Source organism: Jiangella anatolica (genome assembly GCF_003236295.1).
In the GTDB taxonomy this organism is placed as follows: Bacteria; Actinomycetota; Actinomycetes; order Jiangellales; family Jiangellaceae; genus Jiangella; species Jiangella anatolica.
Genome location: NZ_POTW01000006.1, coordinates 105,318 through 122,946, shown reverse-complemented (window position 1 = coordinate 122,946; position 17,629 = coordinate 105,318). Strand labels below are relative to the sequence as shown.

The window sequence follows — 17,629 nt, the reverse complement described above, 5'->3', positions numbered from 1 at the left end:
GGCCATGACGACGCGGGGCGGTGCGGACGCGACGCCGATCGGGGCACGGCAGCGCCCACATTCCCGAGCCAGCTCAGAGACGCGGTTTCCGCATTCGCCGCAGACGGCCATCCCTTTTGCCCCTCCTTGTCCTGCCGCCGAGACGCTACGCGACATCCCCGCCCGTCGTCGAGCCTCGTCAGTGCCGGACGGTGACGCGGACCCGGGCCACCAGCGGCAGCGCCTGTTAGCGTGAGCCGATGGCTGACCGCGTGTCCGAGCCGGCCGATGGCGACGAGCGGAGCATCCTGCTGGGCTGGCTGGCGTTTCATCGCGACGCGCTGCGGGCGAATTGCGCCGGGCTCGACGCCGAGCAGCTCGCCACCCGATCCGTCCCGCCGTCGCGACTCTCGCTGCTCGGCCTGGTCCGGCACCTGACCGAGATGGAGCGGGTCTACGCGTCCTGGGCGCTGGGACCGGCCGTACCGCTGCAGTTCGTGTGGGGCGACTACACCGACGACGGCCCGGAGTGGGACTTCGACGCCGGCGCCCCGGCGACCGCCGCAGCCTGCGGTGGAACCTGCAGAAGCTGGTCGGCGAGTACGCGCGGCACAACGGCCACGCGGACCTGATCCGCGAACGCATCGACGGCTGGACCGGCGAGTGAGCCAGGATGGCGTCATGACACGGACCGACACCGCCGCCCGAGTGATCGCCGCTCCCGCCGAGCGGGTCTACGCCGCGCTCGTCGACCCGGACGCGCTGGTGGCGTGGCTGCCGCCGGAGGGCATGAGCGGCCGGTTCGAGCGGTTCGACGCGCGGCCGGGCGGCTCCTACCGGCTGGTCCTGACCTACGACGACGCCGCCGACGCGCCGGGCAAGACGACGGACGGCTCGGACGTCGTCGAGACCCGCTTCGTCGAGCTCGTTCCCGGCGTGCGGGTGGTGACGGCCACCGACTTCGTCTCCGACGACCCCGCCTTCGCCGGCACCATGACGATGACCTGGGCGTTGACGCCGGTCGACGGCGGCACGCGGGTGGACATCCGCGCCGACGACGTGCCCGGCGGCATCTCCGCCGCGGACCACGCCGCCGGCATGGGCTCGTCGCTGGCGAACCTCGCGGCCCACCTGGAGCGCTGAGCTACCGCCGTCGTCCGTAGGCGACCCGGCGGACCAGCACCTCGAACGGACCGCGCCGGCCGGCCCGCCGCATCCGGTCGGCGGCGACGACGGTGGCCAGCCAGGTCGCGGTGGCCAGCAGCGCCGTCGCGGCGACGGAGAGGATGCCGGACAGGTCCAGCAGGAACGGCGTGAACGCCGCCGCCCACACCACCGACTGCATGAGGTAGCAGGTCATCGAGCGCTGCCCGGTGGCCCGGATCGCCTCGACGACCGGCCCGGGCCGTGCGGCGAACCGGGTCGCCACCAGCGTGATCAGCGCGGCGTAGCCGAACCCGCCGAGCACGCCGGACCCGTCGTGCAGCGGCCCGATCAGCTCCAGCGTCGCCGCGCTCGGCACGTCCGTCACGCCGGCCAGCATCAGCGCCACCGGCTGCGCGCCCAGCACCGCGATCGCGATGCCGCCGGCGGCGGTGACGGTGAGCAGCCGCCGGTACCGCTCCGGCCGCTCCAGCACCCGGGCCCGGCCGGCGACCAGCCCGACGAGGAACGGCGCGGCGAAGCCGATCGGCCCGCCCAGCGCGACCCACGGGTGCACCTGGATCCGCTCGGTGACCATCGTGACGAGGTCCGGCGGCAGCATCGACGCGTCCGGCGGGTCGGCCGAGATCGACAACGAATCGGCGGACGGCAACACGGTGAGTGCGAAGAACGCCGCCGCCAGCACGAGCAGCCAGCGGCCGCGCCAGCGCACCGTCCAGGCGCCGAGGAGCAGCAGCACGCCGTACGCGGCCAGGATGTCGCCGACGAAGAGCAGCATCGCGTGCAGGAAGCCGACGACGATCAGCACCAGGGCGCGGCGCCACAGCAGCCGCCGCACACCGCGCGGGCCGAGCGCCTCGTTGCGCCGGGCGATGTGCGCGACGCCGTACCCGAACAGCAGCCCGAACATCGGGAACGCCCGGCCGTCGACGAACGTGGCGATCAGCCAGGTGACCGCGGAGTCCAGCCACGACCCGTCCATCGGGTAGCCGCCGCGCACGGTGTCGCCGCGCAGGAAGTAGTGCGAGTTGGCCAGCGCGATGAACAGCAGCATGAAGCCGCGCGCCAGGTCCGGGCCGAGCGCGCGCTCGGTGGTGGCGGTGGGTCCGGCCGGTCCGGCCTGCTGAGTCGTCGCCACGGTGACGAGCCTCGCGGGCGGCAGGCGGGCGGCGCATCGGACCAAAGTCGAGGGCGCCGCGACCATCGGCTACGTCTGGCACCGGTATTAGTATCACTGTCATGGTGCGAGTCCCGCTGACCCTGTCCGAGCGCGAACGCGGTGAGCGGCTGGGCCTGGCGCTGCGGTCGGCGCGGGCCGGGCGCAGCATCGTCGACGTCGCGACGCGGGCCGGGATCTCGCCGGAGACGCTGCGCAAGATCGAGCGCGGCCGCATCCCGACACCGGCCTTCTTCACCGTCGTGGCGGTCGCCGACGTACTCGGCCTGTCGCTCGACGACCTGCTGTCGGGGCTGGCCGCCGATACCGGGAGGATCCCGGACGGCGAAATGGCTACGCTTGGCCGGTGACCCCAGAACAGCTCTCCGCCGCGGTACGTGACGTCCTCACCGCCGCCGTCGACGCAGGTGAACTGGCCCTGCCCGACGGCGTGCCCAGCCAGGTGACCGTCGAGCGACCGCGCAACCGCGACCACGGCGACTACGCCACGAACGTCGCGCTGCAGCTGGCGAAGAAGGCGGGCACCAACCCGAGGGCGCTGGCCGAGCTGCTGGCCGCCCGGCTGCGCGGCGTCGACGGCGTCGACGGCGTGGACATCGCCGGTCCGGGCTTCCTCAACATCACCGTGTCGGCCGCGGCGCAGGGCGAACTGGCCCGCACCGTCGTCGAGGCGGGGCAGGCCTACGGCCGTGGCGAGGCGCTCGCCGGCACGACCATGAACGTCGAGTTCATCTCGGCCAACCCGACCGGCCCGCTGCACCTCGGCCACGTCCGCTGGGCCGCCGTCGGCGACGCGCTGGCCCGGGTGCTGGAGGCCGCCGGCGCCGCCGTCACCCGCGAGTTCTACATCAACGACCGCGGCGCCCAGATGGACAAGTTCGGCGCGTCCATCATGGCCCGGGCGCACGGCGAGGCGGTGCCGGAGGACGGCTACCACGGCGAGTACGTCAACGAGCTCGCCACGGCCATCGTCAAGGAGCACCCGGACCTGCTGGAGCGGCCGCGCGACGAGCAGCTCGTCGTCTTCCGCGAGGAGGGCTACCGGCTGCAGCTGGCCGAGCAGCAGTCCCAGCTCGACGAGTTCCGCACCCACTTCGACGTCTGGTACTCCGAGCGCAGCCTGCACGAGAACGGCCGGGTCGAGCACGCGCTGGACGTGCTGCGGCACCAGGGCCACCTGTTCGAGGCCGACGGCGCGCTGTGGATGCGCACCACCGACTTCGGCGACGACAAGGACCGGGTGCTGCGGCGCGGCAACGGCGAGTACACGTACTTCGCCGCCGACGCCGCCTACTACGTCGACAAGCGCGAGCGCGGCTTCGACGTCTGCGTCTACCTGCTCGGCGCCGACCACCACGGCTACATCGGCCGGCTCAAGGCGCTGGCCGCGTGCGCGGGCGACGACCCGGACAAGAACATCGAGATCCCGATCGGCCAGCTGGTGAAGATCGTGCAGGACGGCCAGGAGCTGCGGCTGTCCAAGCGGGCCGGGACGATGCTGACGCTCGGCCAGGTGGTCGAGGCGGCCGGCGTCGACGCGCTGCGGTACTCGCTGTGCCGCTACCCGGCCGAATCCCCGCTCACGCTCGACGTCGCGCAGATCACCAAGCACGCGCCCGAGAATCCCGTCTACTACGTGCAGTACGCGCACTCGCGGCTGGCCTCGCTCCAGCGCAACGCCGCCGAGCTGGGCATCGACAAGGGTGAGCTGCGCCCGGAGCTGCTCGATCACGAGCGCGAGTCGCTGCTGCTGGCGGCGCTGGCCGAGTTCCCGCGGGTCGTCGCCACGGCCGCCGAGCTGCGTGAGCCGCACCGGATCGCCCGGTACTTGGAGGACACCGCCTCCAACTTCCACAAGTTCTACGACGCCTGCCGGATCCTGCCGGTCGGTGACGAGGAGGCCACCGACGTGCACCGCGCCCGGCTCTGGTTGGTCGAGGCGACCAAGGTCGTCGTCGCCAACGGGCTGGGCCTGCTCGGCGTCGACGCACCGGATCGGATGTAACCATGCGCGCACACGAAGCCGGCGCCCTGCACGCGGAGGCCGGTCACCGCGGCCCGTCCTGGCTGCGCGAGCCCGACGACGTCAACGCGCTCTACCCGGGCCTGTGGTCCGCCGGTGTCGAGCGCGGCGACGACGGAGGGCTGCGGGTCGGCGGTGTCGCGGTGCGTGACCTCGCCGCGGAGTTCGGCACCCCGCTCTACGTCGTCGACGAGGACGACTTCCGGTCCCGGGCGCGGGCGTTCCGGGCCGCGTTCGCCGACGCGGACGTCTACTACGCCGGCAAGGCGTTCCTGTCCGTCGCGACCGCCCGCTGGGTGGCCGAGGAGGGTCTGAACCTCGACGTCTGCTCCGGGGGCGAGCTGGCCGTCGCGCTGCGGGCCGGGTTCCCGGCGGAGCGGATCGGGCTGCACGGCAACAACAAGTCGCCGGCCGAGCTGACCCGGGCCCTCGATGCCGGCGTCGGCCGCATCATCGTCGACTCGTTCGAGGAGATCGACCGGCTGGCGGCGCTGGCCGCGGCGCGCGGCGTGCGCGCGTCCGTCCTCGTCCGCACGAAGGTAGGCGTCGAGGCGCACACGCACGAGTACATCGCGACCGCGCACGAGGACCAGAAGTTCGGCTTCTCCATCGCCTCCGGCGAGGCCGCCGAGGCGGTGCGGGCCGTGCTGAAGCAGCCGTCGCTGCGGCTGCTCGGCCTGCACTCGCACATCGGGTCGCAGATCTACGACACCGCCGGCTTCGAGGTCGCGGCCCGGCGCGTGCTGGGCCTGCAGGCCGCCGTCCGCGACGAGCACCACCTGGAGCTGCCCGAGCTGGACCTCGGCGGCGGCTTCGGCATCGCCTACACCAGCCAGGACGACCCCCAGCCGCCGGACGTCCTGGCTGCCGGGCTGGCCGAGATCATCGCGCACGAGTGCGCGGGCTACGGCCTGGCCGTCCCGCGGCTGAGCGTCGAGCCCGGCCGCGCCATCGCCGGCCCGTCGACGTTCACGCTGTACGAGGTCGGCACGGTCAAGTCGGTACCGCTCGACGGCGGCGCGTCGCGACGGTACGTGGCCGTCGACGGCGGCATGAGCGACAACATCCGCACCGCCCTCTACGACGCCGACTACTCGTGCACGCTGGCCTCGCGCGCCTCGGCGGCCGCGCCGGTGCTGTCGCGGGTCGTCGGCAAGCACTGCGAGAGCGGCGACATCGTCGTCAAGGACGAGTTCCTGCCCGGCGACGTCGTGGCCGGCGACCTGATCGCCGTCCCCGGGACCGGCGCCTACTGCCGCAGCATGGCCAGCAACTACAACCACCAGCCGCGGCCGGCCGTCGTCGCCGTCCGCGCCGGGGAGGCTCGGCTGATCATGCGCCGGGAGACCGAGGACGACCTGCTGGCCCTCGACGTCGGCTGAGCCGCGGCGCGGCACTCCTGGTGGTCGAACAGGCGCGCCGCGACCCGCCGCGGCCGGGATCGTTGGTGTAGCAGCACCTCACCCGGCGCGAAATCGAGCGTAACTCCGGGGTTGACTGGTTGTCGATACGCGCCGACCATATGGGCACAACTCAATATCTGGAGTCCCGGCCGGGACCGCCAGCAACTGGCTCCCGGTCGGCCGTAGCAGCGGTCATACCACTGGGAGCCCTGGTCAGAAGGGTCATGGCAGTGGTCGACCGGTATCGGACGCAACGCGCGCCAGCCCGCCTGCGCAGGTGGCTGGTGAGCCCGCCAGGGCAGTATCAGGTCGCCGGTCTGGCACTCGGCCTGATGGTGTGCCTGGCGGTCCTGCTCGCCCAGGGGGTGAGCGGGTAGCAAGACTCCACGATCGGCGGAGACATCGTCGTATCGGCGCCGCCCCGACCAGGCGGCCGGCGAGTCCTCCTCGATCGCACCCGGCCCAGCCTTCCCGCTGGGCCGACGTGCGCCCGGCCGTTCCAAGATCATCGGCGCAGGGTGAGCGCATGAAACGGCCGCCCGCCGGCGTCGACCTCATGCCGGTCGACGACGTCGAACCACGGTTCGACGGCGGCCAGCAGCTGGGCGCCGGTGCGCCAGCAGAAGAACCGCGGCGGGTCGTGGCTGTCGCCGTCCAGGACGCCCGCCGTGCCGTCGCCACCGTAGACGCCGAGGAAGAACAGGCCGCCCGGCCGCAGCAGCCCGCGGATCGCGGCCAGTGCGGTGGGCAGGTCGGCGTCCGGCACGTGCAGCAGGCAGTTCAGCGAGTACGCCGCATCGAACGACTCCGGCGGCAGGTCCGGCGCGAGCACGTCCATGAGCCGCGCGTCGAGGCCCTTCGCGGCGCAGGCCGCGACCATCTCCGCCGTCAGGTCGGTCGCGACGACCGCCAGCCCGCTGTCCCGGAAGAACAGCGCGTCCTGGCCGGTGCCGGCGCCGATCTCGATCAACGTCTGTGCCCCGGCGGCCAGCAGGCGGTCGCGGAACGCCTCCCGCTCGGCCAGCTTCCACGCCGTCTTGGGCATCGAGTCGCGCACGGCGGCGCCGCGGGCGTAGGCGGCTCGCCTGTCGTCGGCGAGGTCGTGGAAGCGCGGGTCCATGCGCCCATCCTGCCGTCGATGTCCGCCCAGGGCGGACACGGGAGTAGCGGGGCCTGCGCCCGGCGTTGACCGTGCATCTTCGTAGCTGGGAGGTGCGCCGTGGCCGACGAGCTCGACGCGTATTCGCAGGTGGTCACCGGGGTGGCGCGGACGCTGCTGCCGTCCGTCGCGAGCCTGGCCGTGCAGGGGGAACGGCGTGGTCGTACCGGCATCGTCGGGACGGGGTCGGCGGTGGTGTTCACCGGCGACGGGTTCCTGCTGACGAACGCGCACGTCGTGGGCGCGTCCAGCCGGGGGACGGCGGCGTTCGCCGACGGCACCGAGGTCGGGTACACGGTGATCGGCCGGGACCGGCTCTCCGACCTCGCCGTCGTCCGCGCCGACGGCGACACCCCGCCGCCGGCCACGCTGGGCGACGCCGACGAGCTGACCGTCGGACAGCTCGTGGTCGCCGTCGGCAGCCCGCTGGGGCTGTCCGGCTCGGTGACGGCGGGCGTGGTCAGCGCGCTGGGCCGGTCGATGCCGGCGCAGAGCGGCCGCACGGTGCGCATCATCGAGGACGTCATCCAGACCGACGCCGCGCTGAACCCGGGCAACTCCGGCGGCGCGCTGGCCGACGCGCACGCGCGGGTCGTCGGCATCAACACCGCCGTCGCCGGGGTGGGGCTCGGCCTCGCGGTGCCGATCAACGCGACCACGAACCGCATCGTCAGCACGCTGCTGCGCGACGGCCGGGTGCGCCGGGCCTTCCTCGGTGTCGCGACGGCGCCGGCCCCGGTCCCGCCAGGCCTGGCCGAGCGGATCGGCCGCGCCCAGGGCGTCCGCATCGTCCACGTCGAGCCGAACAGCCCGGCCGACGTCGCCGGCCTGCGCGTCGGCGACCTGGTCGTGACGGTGGGCGGCCAGCCCGTGGACGACGCACAGGCGCTGCAGCGGCGCATGTTCGCCGACGCGATCGACGTGCCGCTGCCGATCACCACGTTCCGCAACGGCGCCATGGTCGACGTCATCGCCCGACCCGTGGAGCTGGCCGACCAGGCATGACAACTGTCATGGCCAGGACCGGACGGCGGTGACGTCCGCACCGGCCGCCGCCGCCGCACGCTGGAGGCATGACAGACACCCCGCACGCGGTCCGGTTGGCCGGGCTGCGCAAGTCCTACGGCTCGACCAGGGCCGTCGACGGCGTCGACCTGGAGGTCGCGCCCGGTGAGATCGTCGCGCTGCTCGGACCGAACGGCGCCGGCAAGTCCACCCTCGCCGACCTCATCCTCGGGCTGAGCCGCCCCGACGCCGGCACGGTCGCCGTCTTCGGCCGCACCCCGCGCGAGGCGGTCGACGCCGGCCTGGCCGGCGCGATGCTGCAGGACGGCGCCATGCTCGCCGACGCCACCGTCGGCGAACTGGCCGCGCTGTTCGCGGCAGTCCACCGGCACCCGCTGCCGGTCGCCGAGGCGCTGGACCGGGCCGGCATCGCCGACCTCGCGCGCCGCCGCGCGACCGACCTGTCCGGCGGGCAGACCCAGCGGGTCCGGTTCGCGCTCGCGCTGGTCCCGGACCCGGACCTCCTCGTCCTCGACGAGCCGACGGTCGCGATGGACGTCGCCGCCCGGCGCGAGTTCTGGGCCGCCATGCGCCGGTTCGTCGCCGCCGGCCGGACCGTGCTGTTCGCCACCCACCAGCTGGACGAGGCGGACGGGTTCGCCGACCGCGTCGTCCTCCTGCACGACGGACGCGTCGTCGCCGACGGCACGCCGCGGCACGTCAAGTCCGTCGTCGCCGTCCGCACCGTCCGGGCCACCGTGCCAGACCTGGACGCGGCCGCCGTCCACGCCCTGTTCGGAGCCGACGGCGTCACCGTCGACGGCGAGGGCGTGCGGATCAGCACCACCGACGCCGACACCGTCCTGCGCACGCTGCTCGAGCACTCGCCGCGGGCACGCGACATCGAGGTGACCGGCGCCGGCCTGGAAGAGGCGTTCCTGTCGATCACGGAGGGGACGGCGCGATGAACGCCACGTACACGGTGCTGGAGATCCGCCGGCTGCTGCGCGACCGCGCCGCGCTGGTGCTCACCGCCGGCCTGCCGACCGGTCTGTTCGTGCTGTACAACGCGATGTGGGGCGACGACACCGGCGCCACGACGGAGCTGATGGTGATGATGGGCGTGTTCGCCGGGCTGGCCGCGACGATCTCCGCCGGTGGCCGGGTCTCGCTCGAGCGGCACTCCGGCTGGACCCGGCAGCTGCGGCTGTCGCCGTTGCGGCCGCTGTCGTACGCGCTGACCAAGAGCACGGTCGCGCTGGTGCTCGGCATGCTGGCCGTGACGCTGGTGTTCGCCGTCGGGCTCGCGATGCAGGGCGGCGGCGCGGACCTGCCGGCGATGGGCGAGTCGCTCGCGTTGCTGTGGCTGGGCAGCATCCCGTTCGCGCTGGCCGGGGTGCTGCTCGGCCAGGTCGGCTCGGCCGGCTCGGCGCAGCCGCGGGGGATGGTCGTGCTTTTGGGCAGCGCGTTCCTCGGTGGGGTGTTCGTGCCGATCGACCAGCTGCCCAGCGGCATGGAGGCGGTCGCGCAGTGGTACCCGTCGTACTGGATCGACGCGCTCGCGCAGGCGCCGTTCGGCGAGTCCGTCGACGTCCTGCGGGCGGTACTGACGCTGGCGGCGTGGACGCTCGGGCTCGCGGCGCTGGTCCGCTGGCGCTACGGCCGGGCGGAGCGATGACGATGGGCGCTACCTTGGCGACGATGCCCGAATCGACGGTCCCGACGGCGACGCCCGTCGCCCGCGACGGCGAGCGGCGGATGCCGCTGGTCGTCGCCCTGGTGTGGACGGTCATCCTGACCCCGACCGCCTTCGGTGTCCATCAGCGGCAGGACTCGCTGGGCTGGGAGATCCTCGGCTACGCCGTGCTGGCCGGGTTCCTCGCGGCGTTCTACTACGTCTTCACCCGGGCCGCCATGGCCCGGCGGCGCGGCGAGCTGCCCCCGTGCGCGGTCGGGCGGTTCGGCTTCGCGGCGCTGTGTGTGCTGGGCGCCCTGGTCGTCGGGTTCGCGGGCCAGAACGGCGTGGTCGTCTGGTTCGCGCTGAGCCAGATCGCGCTCGTGGTCATGCCGCGCCGCGAGGCGTGGGCCACCATCGGCAGCATCTGCGTCGCCGTCCTGGCCGTCCCGTGGTCGCTGGGGCTGGACTGGGAGGTGAACGTCTGGTTCCTGGTGGCGATCCTCGGGTCGGCCTGGGCGACCGACTCGATCTTCCGGCTGCGCACCACCAACCGCGAGCTGACCCGGGCGCAGGAGCAGATCGCGTCGATGGCGGTGGAGCAGGAGCGGCTGCGCTTCGCCCGCGACCTGCACGACGTCGTCGGCCACAGCCTCACCGCCGCGACCGTCAAGGCGCAGCTGGCCCGCCGGATGGTCGGCGCCGACGACGACCGCGCCCGGTCCGAGCTGCGCGAGGTCGAGGGCCTGCTGCGCGACGCGCTGAAGGACGTCCGCGGCACCGTCGCCGGCTACCGCGACGTCACGCTGACCTCGGAGCTGGTCCGGGCGGCGACGGTGCTCGAGGCGGCCGGCGTCACGGCCGAGCTGCCCGGCGCCGTCGACGACGTGCCGGCCGGACGGCGCGAGCTGTTCGGCTGGGTGCTGCGCGAGGCCGTCACCAACGTCGTCCGGCACAGCCGGGCCACGCACGCGCGGGTCGCCGTCGGCCCGGACTTCATCGAGGTGTGGAACGACGGCGCCGACGGCACCCGTCCCGGGCCGGCGTCGTCAGGGCTGGTCGGGCTGCGGGAGCGGGTCGAGGCGGCCGGCGGGACGCTGCGGGCCGGGCCGTCCGGCGGCGGGTGGACGGTGACCGCGAGAATGGTGTCGTGATCCGGTTGCTGCTCGCCGACGACCAGGCTCTGGTCCGCGGTGCGCTGGCGGCGCTGCTGTCGCTGGAAACCGATCTCGAGGTGGTCGCGGAGGTGGCCCGCGGCGACGAGGTGGTCGCCGCCGCGCTGGCGCACCGTCCGGACGTCGCGCTGCTCGACGTCGAGATGCCCGGCCTGGACGGCATCGCCGCGACGGCCGTCCTGCGCGAGCAGCTGCCGGCCTGCCGGGTGCTGGTCGTGACGACGTTCGGCCGGCCCGGCTACCTGCGCCGGGCCATCGAGGCGGGCGCCGCCGGCTTCGTCGTCAAGGACAGCCCGGCCGAGCAGCTGGCCGACGCGATCCGCCGCGTCCACGCCGGCCTGCGCGTCGTCGACCCGGCGCTGGCGGTCGAGTCGCTGGCCGCCGGCCCGTCGCCGCTCACCCCACGTGAGGCCGACGTGCTGCGCGCGTCCCGCGACGGCTCCAGCGTCGCCGACGTCGCCGCCCGGCTGTACCTGTCCGAGGGGACGGTGCGGAACTACCTGTCCAGCGCGATCGGCAAGACCGGCACCCGCAACCGCGTCGAGGCGGTGCGGGTGGCCGAGGGCAACGGCTGGCTCTGACGCTCTCAGGTGGCGCGGAGCCGGCGGCGGGCCAGCCAGGCGTACGCCGTCCCCAGCGCCGCCAGCGCCAGCAGCGCGCCCAGCCAGGCGGCCGGGTTGTGGCTCCACAGCACGTCGTCGGGGGCGTTCGGGACCAGGTCGGTGACGTCCACCGTCGAGGCCGCGGCGGCGTAGCCCCAGCGGGCGGGCACCAGCCACGACAGCTGCGACACAACCGCCTGGCCGGTCACCTCGATCAGCCCGCCGCACAGCACCAGCTGCGCCATGATCGCGACGACCAGCGGCGGCATGGTCTGCTCCGGCGTCGCCACCAGGGCCGAGATCAGCAGCCCGAGCAGCGCCGACACGATCGCCGTCGCGGCCAGGGCGATGCCGACCTCGACCTTCCCGGTGCCGAACAGCACGCCGTCCTCCGGGCCGGCCCGGAACCAGAACACCAGCCGCAGCAGGATCAGCGTCTGCACCAGCACGACGGCGGAGAAGACCGCGACCTTCGCCGCCAGGTAGGCGTCGGGCATCAGGCCGGCGGCGCGTTCGTGCCGGTAGATGAGCCGCTCGGCGACGAGGTCGCGGACGGTCGCCGCCATGCCCATGAACGCCGCGCCGACGACGAGGACGACCAGCAGCCGCATGGCCTCGGTGCTGCGCGGGCTGATCGGGGCGCCCAGCCCGGTCTCGTCCGGGATCGCGAACGTCAGCAGCGCCAGCACCATCGGCAGCGCCAGCAGGAACCCGGCATAACCGCGGTCGGCCCAGATCAGCCGGAGCTGACGGCGGGCCAGCACCCAGGCCTGCTCTCGCCGCCGGCGCTGGTCGATGGCCTGCGGGCCGACGATCGCCGGGGCCGTCGGCGGGCGGCCGAAGCCGCTCATGCGGTCGAGCAGGGTCAGCGGGTTCAGCCGGTCCAGCCAGGCGCGCACGTCGGCGGACGAGACGGACGGCGACGGCGGGGGAGGCGGCGGCTCGGCCGCGTTCAGGCGCTCGAAGATGTCGGCCCAGTCGGCCGTGCCGAAGTGCGCCGCGACCCCGTCCGGCGGGCCGAAGTACTCGACCCGCCCTCCGGGCAGCATGATCAGGACGTCGTCACAGCGGTCGAGGTGGGCGAGGTCGTGCGTGGTGACGATGACCTGCCGGCCGCCGTCGGCCAGCTCGCGCAGCCCGGTCATGATCTGCCGCACCAGCGCCGGGTCCAGCCCGGCGGTGGGCTCGTCCAGGATCAGCAGCGACGGCCGCGTGAGCAGCTCGAACGCGATCGCCAGCCGGCGTTGCTGCCCGCCGGAGAGCCGCCGCACCTGGGTGCCGGCGTGGTCGGTCAGCGACAGCTCGCGCAGCACGTCGTCGATCCGCTGCCGGCGCTCGGCCGCCGTCGTGTCCTGCGAGAGCCGCAGCTCGGCGGCGTACTGCAGCGCCTTGCGCGCGGTCAGTTGGGCGTGCGCGATGGTGTGCTGCGGCACGACGCCGATCCGGCCGTGCACCTCCTCCTGCTGGCGGTGCGGGTCGATGCCCTGGTAGCGCACGGTGCCCTGCGACGGCTCCAGCTCGCCGCTGATCAGCCGCAGCAGCGTCGACTTCCCCGAGCCCGACGGCCCGATCAGCGCGACCAGCCGCGGCCCCGCGACGTCCAGCGAGACGCCCGCCGTCAGCACCTTGCCGCCGGGCAGCGCGTAGTGCACGTCGGTCACGTCCAGCCCGCCGCTGGACGGCGAGTCCGGCACCGGCAGCACGCCGTCGGCGGTCACGACGTAGCGGACCTTGCCGAACGTGACGACGTCGCCCTCGCGCAGCTGCGCGGTCTCGACGTCGGCGCCGCGGACGAACGTCTGGTGGTGCTTGTCCAGGTCCTCCAGGAACCAGCCGCCGTCGTTCGGGGTGAGCCGCGCGTGGTAGCGGGCGGTCAGCAGGTCGTCGATGACGATGTCGTTGTCCGGCGCGCGGCCCACCCGGATCGTCGACGCCGGAGGTGGCGGCTCGGCGCCAGGCGCTCCCGACGCGGCCAGCGTCACCGCCGGCCCGGACGGACCGCCCAGGGTCAGCTCCACGTCGCCGTCGACCACCACCTCGCCGACCTGTGCGCCGTCGCGCCAGGTGCCGCCCGCGCTGCCCTCGTCGCGCGCGACCCAGCCGCCGTCGTACGACACGACCAGATGCCGCCGCGAGACCCTGGACTCCGGCACGACGACGTTCGCGCCGGCCGCCCGCCCAATCCGGACCTCGCCGGCCGACGGCGGGAAGTGCTGCGTCACCCCGCCGGTGGTGACCCGCAGCACGCTCACGCGCCGAATGATACGGGGCGTCCTAAGGTGGACCGATGACATCGGTGAAGCAGTTCCAGGTCACCTTCGACTGCGCGGAGCCCGAGCGCGTGGCCGCCTTCTGGTGCGAGGTGCTGGGCTACGTCACGCCGCCGGACGACAAGAACGCCGCCGTCGACCCCGACGGGGTCGGCCCGCGCCTGTACTTCCAGCGCGTTCCCGAGGGCAAGGTCGTCAAGAACCGGGTGCACCTCGACGTCCGTGTCGGCACGGGGCTGGTCGGCGAGGAGCGCCTCGCCGCGCTCGAGGCCGAGTGCGCGCGGCTGATCCCGCTCGGCGCCACCCGCTACCAGTTGCTGCTGGCCGATGAGGAGAACGAGTCGTGCCTCGTGATGCAGGACATCGAGGGCAACGAGTTCTGCCTCGACTGACGGCGCAGGTCTTGCGGTGGACCCGCGAATGGTGAGACGGATGTCTCGCATCATGGATAGACGGCGCGAGATCGTCCGGACCTCCCGGAGACTGGTGCTCGTACGTACCGGGGTGAAGAAGGAGGGGGACTGATGGCCAGCCTGCGCGTGGCACTGCTCGGATGCGGTGTGGTCGGCACGGAGGTCGCCCGCCTCCTGCACGAGCACGCCGACGACCTCGCGGCCCGGGCCGGCGCCCGGCTGGAGCTGGCCGGCATCGCCGTGCGCCGCATCGGCCGCGACCGGTCCATCACCGGCGTCGACCCCGCGCTGTTCACGACCGACGCCCGCGCGCTGGTCGAGCGCGACGATGTCGACCTGGTCGTCGAGGTGATCGGCGGCATCGAGCCGGCCCGCGGGCTGCTGCTGGCCGCCATGGAGCGCGGCGCCTCCGTCGTGACGGCGAACAAGGCGCTGCTCGCCGAGGACGGCGTCACGCTGCACACCGCCGCCGAGAAGCACGGCGTCGACCTCTACTACGAGGCCGCCGTCGCCGGCGCGATCCCGCTGCTGCGGCCGCTGCGTGAGTCGCTGGCCGGCGACCGCATCAAGCGTGTGCTCGGCATCGTCAACGGCACCACCAACTACATCCTCGACCGCATGGACAGCGAGGGCAGCAGCTTCGCCGAGGCGCTGGAGGAGGCCCAGTCGCTCGGGTACGCCGAGGCCGACCCGACCGCCGACATCGAGGGCTTCGACGCCGCCGCGAAGGCCGCGATCCTCGCCGCCATCGCGTTCCACTCGCCGGTCGTCGCCGCCGACGTGCACCGCGAGGGCATCGCCGACGTCACCTCGGCCGACGTCGCGTCGGCGAAGGCGATGAACGCCGTGGTCAAGCTGCTGGCGATCTGCGAGCTGTCGGCGGACGGCGCGGGCGTCGGCGTGCGCGTCCACCCGGCGATGCTGCCGCGCACGCATCCGCTGGCCAGCGTCCGCGGCGCCTACAACGCCGTGTTCGTCGAAGCCGAGGCGGCCGGCCGGCTGATGTTCTACGGCCCCGGCGCCGGCGGCGTCCCGACCGCGAGCGCCGTCCTCGGCGACCTGGTGACGGCGGCCCGCAACCGGCTCGGCGACGCCGTCGGGCCGCGCGGCTCCTGGTACGCCGACCGGCCGGTCCGTCCGATGGGCGAGACGGTCACGCGGTACCACATCAGCCTCGACGTCGACGACCGGCCGGGCGTGCTGGCATCGGTCGCCGCGGTGTTCGCCGAGCATGACGTGTCCATCGAGACCGTCCGGCAGCGCGCCGAGGGCCCCGACGACGCCGAGCTGGTGATCGTCACGCACCACGCGACCGACGACGCGCTGGCCGCGACGGTCGACGGGCTGACGCGACTCGATACCGTTCGTGCTGTCCTGTCGGTGATGCGGGTGGAAGGCGAGTGACCATGGCTGTCGTGACGAAGTCTCGGCTGTGGCGTGGTGTGATCGAGGAGTACCGCGACCGATTGCCGGTCAGCGCGGCCACGCCGGTGGTGACGCTGCGCGAGGGCGGCACGCCGCTGGTGCCGGCGCCCTGGCTGTCCGAGCAGACGTCGTGCGAGGTGTACCTCAAGGTCGAGGGCGTCAACCCGACCGGCTCGTTCAAGGACCGCGGCATGACGGTGGCCATCTCCAAGGCCGCAGAGGAGGGCGCCGAGGCGGTCGTCTGCGCGTCCACCGGCAACACCAGCGCGTCCGCCGCCGCGTACGCCGTCCGGGCCGGCATGCGCCCGGTCGTGCTGCTGCCCGACGGCAAGATCAGCGGCCCGAAGCTGGCCCAGGCGGTCGTGCACGGCGGCGTCATCGCGTCGGTGCAGGGCAACTTCGACGACTGCCTCCGGCTGGCCCGCGAGCTGGCCGAGACCTACCCGGTCGCGCTGGTCAACTCGGTGAACCCGTACCGGCTGGCCGGGCAGAAGACGGCCGCGTTCGAGGTGGTCGACGACCTCGGCGACGCGCCGGACCTGCACGTGCTGCCGGTCGGCAACGCCGGCAACATCTCCGCCTACTGGCTGGGCTACCAGGAGTACGCCGCCGACGGCCCGGCCCGGCAGCGCCCGCGCATGTGGGGCTTCCAGGCCGCCGGCGCCGCGCCGTTCGTGCACGGCGGCCCGGTGTCCGCGCCGGAGACGGTGGCCAGCGCGATCCGCATCGGCAACCCGGCGTCGTGGGACTTCGCCATCGCCGCCCGCGACGACTCCGGCGGCCTGATCGACGCCGTCACCGACGAGCAGATCCTCGCCGCGCAGCAGGAGCTGTCCGGCCGCGAGGGGCTGTTCGTCGAGCCGGCGTCGGCGGCCGGGGTGGCGGGTCTCCTGCACTACAGCCGCACCGGGCGCCTCGATCCCGGCCAGCGCATCGTCGTCACCGTCACCGGGCACGGGCTGAAGGACGTCGACACCGCCAGCGCCTACTACGGCGAGATCCGCCCCTACGTCGTGCCGGCCGAGGCCGGCGCCGCCGCGAAGGCCCTGGGCCTGGCGTGACGGCGTCGGCGGCGTCCGTCCGGGTCCGCACGCCCGCGACCAGCGCCAACCTCGGTCCCGGGTTCGACGCGCTCGGCCTCGCGCTGGACCTGCACGACGAGGTCGAGGTGACGGCGCGGTTCGGCGGGCGGTCGACGCCGGTCGAGGTGACGGTCGAGGGCGAGGGCGCCGCGACGGTGCCTCGCGACGAGCGGCACCTCGTGGTGCGCTCGCTGCGGGCGACGTTCGCGGAGCTGGGCGGCGAGCAGCCGTCGGCGCTCACGCTGCGCTGCCGCAACGCGCTGCCGCACGGCCGCGGGCTGGGCTCGTCGGCCGCCGCGATCGTGGCCGGCGTCGTCGCCGCCCGCGCGCTGACCGGCCTGACGACGCACGACGACGCGCTCGCGACGGCCGACCGGATCGAGGGCCACCCGGACAACGTCGCCGCCTGCCTGCTCGGCGGGCTCACGGTGGCCTGGCGCGACGACGCCGGCGCGGCGCGCGCGACCCGCGTCGACGTCCACCCCGACGTCGCGCCGGTCGTCTGCATCCCGTCGTTCGAGGTGTCGACCGAGAAGGCCCGCGGCCTGCTCCCTGACACCGTCCCGCACGCCGACGCCGCCGCGAACGCCGGCCGTGCCGCGCTGCTCGTGCACGCGCTCGGCCATCGCCCGGACCTGCTGCTCGACGCGACCGCCGACCGCCTGCACCAGCACTACCGCGAGCCCGCCATGCCTGCGACGTTCGAGCTGGTCACAGCGCTGCGAGCGGAGGGGATGGCGGCCGTCGTGTCGGGCGCCGGGCCGACCGTGCTGGTGCTTGGCGCCGGCGCCGGAACCGCCCGGATCCGCGAGCTTGCACAGGGGTGGGACGTCCGCCCGTTGCAAGTGGACACGCGGGGCGTCGTTGTGGACTACGCCACGGTGTGACCGGTGCGGATGGGGGTGGGTCAAACGGCTGACGGCGTGCTACTCTCGCTGTGCACCGACGTTCTGCTGGTCGGTATCCCATGGCGGTGACGTTCGTCACCAAAGGTCATGGTCTTCGCCACTTCCCCGGGTTTCGCTCACGCGGCTCCCGCCGGAGGGGCGGCCCATCCAGTTCGCGTCGTGCCTTTCC

The 17,629-nt window shown here is 73.9% G+C and carries 16 protein-coding genes and 1 pseudogene; 14 read left to right on the top strand and 3 right to left on the bottom strand.

Annotation, left to right across the window (positions count from 1 at the left end; genetic code table 11):
* Positions 1-239 precede the first annotated feature (239 nt).
* Positions 240-646, top strand: a pseudogene (locus C1I92_RS04075) (mycothiol transferase).
* Between the two features lie 14 nt (positions 647-660).
* Positions 661-1,122 (top strand): SRPBCC family protein, encoded by a 462-nt coding sequence (locus tag C1I92_RS04070; protein WP_111253387.1) that lies wholly within the window; start codon positions 661-663, stop codon positions 1,120-1,122.
* A 1-nt stretch (position 1,123) separates the two neighbouring features.
* Here C1I92_RS04070 and C1I92_RS04065 read toward each other — a convergent pair whose 3' ends face one another.
* Positions 1,124-2,281: a DUF418 domain-containing protein gene (locus tag C1I92_RS04065; protein WP_199520933.1), complete on the bottom strand. Its 1,158-nt coding sequence runs from the start codon at positions 2,279-2,281 to the stop codon at positions 1,124-1,126.
* 101 nt (positions 2,282-2,382) lie between these two features.
* Here C1I92_RS04065 and C1I92_RS04060 point away from each other — a divergent pair, with 101 nt between their 5' ends.
* The 3 genes from C1I92_RS04060 to lysA are packed head-to-tail and all read left to right on the top strand — an operon-like array spanning position 2,383 to position 5,725.
* Entirely contained in the window at positions 2,383-2,670 is a 288-nt protein-coding gene (locus C1I92_RS04060; RefSeq protein ID WP_111253385.1) for a helix-turn-helix domain-containing protein, read from the top strand.
* Positions 2,667-4,325 carry an arginine--tRNA ligase gene (argS, locus tag C1I92_RS04055; RefSeq protein ID WP_111253384.1) on the top strand — a complete coding sequence of 553 codons (1,659 nt, stop codon included), beginning with the start codon at positions 2,667-2,669 and terminating at the stop codon, positions 4,323-4,325. The genes C1I92_RS04060 and argS overlap by 4 nt, the downstream gene beginning before the upstream one ends.
* Positions 4,326-4,327: 2 nt before the next feature.
* Complete coding sequence (gene lysA, locus C1I92_RS04050; protein ID WP_111253383.1) at positions 4,328-5,725, top strand: diaminopimelate decarboxylase; 1,398 nt, start codon at positions 4,328-4,330, stop codon at positions 5,723-5,725.
* Between the two features lie 526 nt (positions 5,726-6,251).
* Here lysA and C1I92_RS04045 read toward each other — a convergent pair.
* A complete protein-coding gene (locus C1I92_RS04045; RefSeq protein WP_111253382.1) occupies positions 6,252-6,866 on the bottom strand; it encodes a class I SAM-dependent methyltransferase in 615 nt (204 codons plus the stop codon).
* 99 nt (positions 6,867-6,965) lie between these two features.
* Between C1I92_RS04045 and C1I92_RS04040 the strand changes: the two genes are divergently transcribed.
* From C1I92_RS04040 to C1I92_RS04020, 5 genes are all read left to right on the top strand, one after another.
* The gene (locus C1I92_RS04040) at positions 6,966-7,910 is read left to right on the top strand and encodes a S1C family serine protease (protein ID WP_111253381.1); all 945 of its coding nucleotides are present in this window, start codon (positions 6,966-6,968) and stop codon (positions 7,908-7,910) included.
* A 68-nt stretch (positions 7,911-7,978) separates the two neighbouring features.
* Positions 7,979-8,878 (top strand): ABC transporter ATP-binding protein, encoded by a 900-nt coding sequence (locus tag C1I92_RS04035; RefSeq protein ID WP_111253380.1) that lies wholly within the window; start codon positions 7,979-7,981, stop codon positions 8,876-8,878.
* Positions 8,875-9,588: an ABC transporter permease gene (locus C1I92_RS04030; protein WP_111253379.1), complete on the top strand. Its 714-nt coding sequence runs from the start codon at positions 8,875-8,877 to the stop codon at positions 9,586-9,588. The genes C1I92_RS04035 and C1I92_RS04030 overlap by 4 nt, the downstream gene beginning before the upstream one ends.
* Positions 9,589-9,611: 23 nt before the next feature.
* Positions 9,612-10,739 (top strand): sensor histidine kinase, encoded by a 1,128-nt coding sequence (locus C1I92_RS04025; RefSeq protein ID WP_158563974.1) that lies wholly within the window; start codon positions 9,612-9,614, stop codon positions 10,737-10,739.
* Positions 10,736-11,341, top strand: coding sequence for a response regulator transcription factor (locus C1I92_RS04020; RefSeq protein WP_111253377.1), 606 nt, complete (start codon positions 10,736-10,738; stop codon positions 11,339-11,341). Before C1I92_RS04025 ends, C1I92_RS04020 begins: the two co-directional genes overlap by 4 nt.
* A gap of 5 nt (positions 11,342-11,346) precedes the next feature.
* On the opposite strand, the gene C1I92_RS04015 is transcribed toward C1I92_RS04020, so the two are convergent.
* On the bottom strand, positions 11,347-13,614 hold the full coding sequence (locus C1I92_RS04015) for an ATP-binding cassette domain-containing protein (RefSeq protein WP_158563972.1): 2,268 nt from the start codon (positions 13,612-13,614) through the stop codon (positions 11,347-11,349).
* A gap of 35 nt (positions 13,615-13,649) precedes the next feature.
* Between C1I92_RS04015 and C1I92_RS04010 the strand changes: the two genes are divergently transcribed.
* The 4 genes from C1I92_RS04010 to thrB all read left to right on the top strand — a co-directional run bounded on the left by C1I92_RS04010 (position 13,650) and on the right by thrB (position 17,439).
* Positions 13,650-14,024 (top strand): VOC family protein, encoded by a 375-nt coding sequence (locus tag C1I92_RS04010; RefSeq protein WP_111253397.1) that lies wholly within the window; start codon positions 13,650-13,652, stop codon positions 14,022-14,024.
* Between the two features lie 132 nt (positions 14,025-14,156).
* Positions 14,157-15,449 carry a homoserine dehydrogenase gene (locus C1I92_RS04005; RefSeq protein WP_111253375.1) on the top strand — a complete coding sequence of 431 codons (1,293 nt, stop codon included), beginning with the start codon at positions 14,157-14,159 and terminating at the stop codon, positions 15,447-15,449.
* A gap of 11 nt (positions 15,450-15,460) precedes the next feature.
* Positions 15,461-16,531, top strand: coding sequence for a threonine synthase (gene thrC / locus C1I92_RS04000; protein ID WP_233506843.1), 1,071 nt, complete (start codon positions 15,461-15,463; stop codon positions 16,529-16,531).
* A complete protein-coding gene (thrB, locus tag C1I92_RS03995) occupies positions 16,528-17,439 on the top strand; it encodes a homoserine kinase (protein ID WP_111253373.1) in 912 nt (303 codons plus the stop codon). The genes thrC and thrB overlap by 4 nt, the downstream gene beginning before the upstream one ends.
* Positions 17,440-17,629 lie beyond the last annotated feature (190 nt).